Genomic DNA, 5,207 nt, shown 5'->3' with positions numbered 1-5,207 from the left:
ACGTCATTCCTGCGCAGGCAGGAATCTTTTTGTCGTTATTGACTAAAATTGAAAGCATAAAAAAAGCCTGATGAATATCAGGCTTTTACTACATCTATTTTAATGCTGATCTGCTAATTCATGTTAGCCTCAAAAATCTCATCAATTCTATTTACCAGGTAATTCAAATGAAATTTACTTACCTGATTAGACTGTCGGTTTGCTCCAGTTCTAGCCTGATTTTTAATCAAGCTAAGATGTCCGCGAGCGAGTGAAGGTATATCAGTAGTCTGAATATCACTGTTCTCATGATGGTATAACTTGCCAAGCTCTTCAACCATGGCTTTTTGTAGATTTCTTCTATACGTATCAATGGTTCTACCAGAAGACAACTCACTGTAAATACCTTTTCTTAAGTCTGTAAACAGCGTATTAGCACTGTAAGCCTGGCTTCCATTTAGCGCCTCATTTTCCAACATACGCTTCAATCTGGCTTCATCAAATAGTTTTCCTAGAGTTCTCGTTTGTAAATTCTTGATTCTATCAACAATACCATCACCTTCTACACGCCCCAACACTTCTTTATTCACCAACCATTCCGGTGTTTCAAACAGTTGTTGATTTAGAAAACTAACTGCGCGCTGCTGCTTGTCTTTTGGTGCATGTGTATACACCATGCCTTCCTGATCTGCAGTTTTAAAATACTCATACACACCACCTACATTAGCGGTGACATGCCCCATATATCGGTTATACTGTCCTACTACCTGACCGTACAACTCTTCCAGCTCGTCATAATTCTCACCTTCTTCAGTAGCCCAGTTCATCAGGTTTTCATTAATGCGTTTCAGGTTTTTAATACCTAAATCCGAAGCTCGCATGGCATCATCGCCTAAATCTTCGGTTTGTGCAGAAGGGTCTGCTGTTCTCCAGCTTTGTCTACCATAACGATACAGTGGGTTATCGCCCTTGGCCATTACCCAATTGTGTAAGGTTTCTTTTTCATCTTCCGCAGTTTCTACATTAGGGATCGGTCGGTAGCCATACCAGATGGCCCAATCGTCATATTCTCCCAGCTGAGGGAATAAGTTAGTTACACCATCTTCAGGTTGGGCGATATAGTTAAACCTGGCGTAATCCATAATGGAAGGTGCTGTACCATGGGTTGCTGTAAAGGTCGGTGATCTTAAAGAATCAACTGGATAAGCCACGCTAGAACCCATATTGTGAGGAAAACCTAACGTGTGCCCTACTTCATGAGCAGATACAAATCTGATAAGCTCGCCCATCAACTCATCTTTAAACTTTATCTTTTGAGCTTCCGGGTTGATAGCTGCTGTTTGTACAAAATACCAGTTTCTCAGTAAGTTCATCACATTGTGATACCATAGAATATCACTTTCTAAAATCTCACCAGTACGAGGGTCGTGTACGTGTGGACCCTGAGCATTTTGAATATCCGTAGAAATATATCTGATAACTGAGTAACGCACATCTTCAGGACTCCAATCAGGGTCTTCTTCTTTTGTTGGTGCATCTTTGGCGATAATGGCATTCTTTAGTCCCGCTTTCTCAAAGGCTGTTTGCCAGTCTTCAACACCTTGCTTTATATAAGGTCTCCATTTCTCTGGAGTAGCTGGGTCTATATAGTAAACAATTGGCTTTACGGGCTCAACAGCCTCTCCATCATTAAATGCATCCCAATCGCTTGGCTCAAGTCTCCAACGCGTGATAAATCTTCTTGCAGTCGCCTTTTGTTCGTCAAGACCGTAATCAATTTGGTTGATAGAAAAGAATCCTACACGATCGTCATGGAGCCTTGGTACCATCGGATCTTCCGGTAATAAGATCAATGACTGATTCATTTCTATTGACAGCGTATTGGTAAGCTGGTTGTCCGGCAGGTCTGATCCTTTGTAAGTTAAGACATGTCTGATTTCAATATTTTCCGGAAAGGATTTAACCCAATTAATCACTGAACGTGACTTATCAACATTTGAGATTTTAAAATTTTTGCGTTGTCCATCACTTAGAGCGCCAATCATGGGCACATCAGAACTAAAAAAGTCTTCTACATCAATGACGTATGAGTTTTTATCTTTATTGGTAGTTTCAATCTTAAAACTATGAATGATAGGCTCAAAATTGTTATTTACCACAGATTGATAAATAGGAAGTTCTTCATCCGCAACTGCGTTGTAGGAAACTGATCTTACTAATAAATTTTTATCCTTCTTCTGAAACCTGATTACTTGCTGAGGACGAGATTTCATACCTGCACCTCCAAAATTCAAGCCTTTCACATGTCCAGAAATACGTGAAACAATAAGGATTTCTTTACCTAGCAGGTCTTCAGGAATCTCAAAATAGTATTTGTCATCTACTTTATGAAAGTCAATAATACCTTCGTCAGTTTCAGCTTCATCGGTGATCACATCTTTGTAATCTTTCTCTTTCGATTTAGGCTTGGCAGCCTCTTCAGTAGCCTCTTTACCTTTTTTCTTTTTCTTCTTTTGAGCAAATACATCTGCATTAGCCCCCACAAGCAATCCCGCTAGCAGTAAAATGTATATTTTCTTCATAAACTTTTTCTTTTGAAGATACCCCACAAAAGAGCCAATGACCACAGCTAACTATACGAATGGCTAAAATGCTATATGAGTAGGCCTTGTTTGGAATAATTCAAGTAGTTTTGATTACAATAAACCTTTGATTAGATGCGATTTACATTCTTACTATTATTGTTTTTATCCACTCAGTCTTACGCCCAAGACAACTTACTACTTCATCAACTGGAAGTATTAGCTGCAGATAGTATGATGGGGAGAGGCTATGGTGCAAATGATAAAGCACAGGCTTATATTGTACAGCAATTTGAAGACATTGGTATTTCTCCAGCTTTTGATGGTGAGTATAAACAACCTTTTGAGTACAAGGACAAGGCAGGCAATAACATAGCTGGAATTATAGAAGGTAAATTAAAGGACATCATAGTAATCACAGCACACTTTGACCATTTGGGAGAGAAAGATAGCAAGATTTATAATGGCGCTGATGACAATGCTTCGGGCACTGTTGCCCTGTTTCAAATAGCCTCCCATTTTTTAGAAAATCAGCCGAAACATACCATGGTGATTGCAGCTGTAGATGCGGAAGAGGTTGGTTCAGGAGGTGCGGAATACCTGCTCAACAACTTCCCATTGTCAGTAGATGATATTGTGTTAAACGTAAATCTTGACATGATTGCTCACAATGATAACCGTGAGCTATATGCCTGTGGCACCTATTTCTACCCTCAGCTGAAGAGCCCCCTTGAAAATATTAAATCAGATATTGAGCTCAAATTTGGTCATGACGCGCCTTCTTACAAAGGTGCCGACAATTGGACTTATGCCTCTGACCACAGGGTTTTCCATAGAAAAGAAATACCATTTGTGTATTTTGGCGTGGAAGACCACAACGACTACCATAAGCCAAGTGATACCTTCGATAACATCAATCAAAAATTCTATATAAAAGCAGTGGATTTAATCGTGGATGCTATTGATAAGCTTGACAATACAGAAGATCTAAAATAACTTCCTCAGACCCACAAATGCATTCCCGGATAAATAATTAAACTCAGGATTTAATTTATTTTAACAAAAGTTTTCGGAAATTGTAGTATAAAACACTAGTAACTACAATTTTATAAGTTCCTTCTCATGGTAATTCTCCCTTACAAAATGGAACACCGAGAGCGTTTGCTTGAAATATTCAGGTTAAATACGCCAAAGTATTTTGCACCAGCCGAGGAAGGCGATTTTAGCTTATACTTATCAGAATATCCCAGTTCATATTTCATCATAAAGTCTATGGGTACCATAGCCGGTTGCGGGGGTTATTATGGCCAGGGCCATGTAGGACGGCTATCCTGGAATATGATAGACCCAATTTACTATGCACAAGGTCTTGGCAAAACTTTGATCAATTACTGTATTGATCAGATGCTCAATGATCACTCCATTACCACCATGGAAGTACGCACATCACAACATGCCCAATCATTTTACTTAAAATTTGGGTTTAATGTGATCGAACACAAAAAAGATTTTTGGGGAACAGGCCTCGATCTATATACGATGCAAAGACCTGCTATATAGTTTTTCCTTAAACGTAATTGTTAAGCATTACAGGCATCACAAGCATCAAGATGTCTTCGTTATCATCTTTATCCTCTGGTGTAATAAGTCCTGCTTTATTTGGCTCAGAAAGTAAAAGCTGTACTTTGTCACTGTCGAGATTATTAAGCATCTCGATCAGGAACTTCGCGTTGAAGCCTATTTCGATATCTCCACCATCGTGCTCACAAGAAAGACGCTCGTTTGCCTCGTTTGAGAAATCAAGATCTTCTGCAGAAATCTGCAACTCACTACCCGTAATTTTAAGCCTTACCTGGTGCGTTGTTTTGTTTGCATAAATGGCGATACGCTTAAGTGAGCTTAATATTTCACTCCTATCGATTACCATCTTATTGTTGTTATCAGCAGGGATAACATTTTCGTAATCAGGGAAACGCTCATCGATTAATCGACAAATCATCTTGATATTGCCAAACTTAAAGAACGCGTTTGATACGTTGAATTCAACAGAAACGTCAGTATTTTCTGAAGGTAATGTAGTTTTAAGTAAGTTGAGTGCCTTTCTAGGGATAATGATTGCGTTGCCATTATCAGAGGCAACATCTACCCTTCTGTATCTTATTAAACGGTGACCGTCTGTGGCTACAAAAGTAGTGTTCGTATCAGTCAGGTTCATGTATACCCCAGTCATCGCAGGTCTCAATTCATCGTTGCTGGTAGCAAAGATGGTGTTATTAATTGCGCTGCTAAGTACATCTGTAGAAAGTGTCACTGAAAAGTCATCTGTAACGGTTGGCACTTTAGGGAAGTCAGTAGCATTCTCACCAGCCAATTTATATCGTCCGTTGTCTGAGCTTATTTCTATACTGTAAGTTTCCTCATCTATCGAGAAAGTAACAGGTTGCTCCGGTAGGTTTTTTAATGTCTCTAGTAAAATTCTGGCGGGCACTGCGATGCTACCACTTTCTTTTGACTCAACCTCCAACTCAGTAATCATTGATGTCTGCAAATCAGATGCAGTAACAGTCAAAGAACCCTCGTTGATCTCAAAAAGGAAGTTTTCAAGAATAGGTACCACAGGGTTTGTAGTGATCACACCATTGATGC

At 39.4% G+C, this 5,207-nt stretch carries 4 protein-coding genes; 2 read left to right on the top strand and 2 right to left on the bottom strand.

The genetic code is table 11. The features are described from left to right. Positions 1-113 precede the first annotated feature (113 nt). Positions 114-2,561 carry a zinc-dependent metalloprotease gene (locus tag E1176_RS06515; RefSeq protein ID WP_155209797.1) on the bottom strand — a complete coding sequence of 816 codons (2,448 nt, stop codon included), beginning with the start codon at positions 2,559-2,561 and terminating at the stop codon, positions 114-116. Positions 2,562-2,696: 135 nt separating this feature from the next. On the opposite strand from E1176_RS06515, the gene E1176_RS06510 reads away from it, so the two are divergent. Together E1176_RS06510 and E1176_RS06505 are read left to right on the top strand one after the other, a co-directional pair. Continuing rightward, on the top strand, positions 2,697-3,557 hold the full coding sequence (locus tag E1176_RS06510) for a M28 family peptidase (protein ID WP_155209796.1): 861 nt from the start codon (positions 2,697-2,699) through the stop codon (positions 3,555-3,557). A 126-nt stretch (positions 3,558-3,683) separates the two neighbouring features. Then, positions 3,684-4,121 (top strand): GNAT family N-acetyltransferase, encoded by a 438-nt coding sequence (locus E1176_RS06505; protein WP_155209795.1) that lies wholly within the window; start codon positions 3,684-3,686, stop codon positions 4,119-4,121. 7 nt (positions 4,122-4,128) lie between these two features. On the opposite strand, the gene dnaN is transcribed toward E1176_RS06505, so the two are convergent. Next, positions 4,129-5,205, bottom strand: coding sequence for a DNA polymerase III subunit beta (gene dnaN / locus E1176_RS06500; protein WP_343030509.1), 1,077 nt, complete (start codon positions 5,203-5,205; stop codon positions 4,129-4,131). Positions 5,206-5,207: the final 2 nt, after the last annotated feature.

It is taken from the genome of Fulvivirga aurantia (assembly GCF_009711475.1).
Lineage (GTDB): Bacteria > Bacteroidota > Bacteroidia > Cytophagales > Cyclobacteriaceae > Fulvivirga > Fulvivirga aurantia.
The sequence above is the reverse complement of the archived record's forward strand: the minus strand, read 5'-3'. Positions and strand labels throughout refer to the sequence as shown.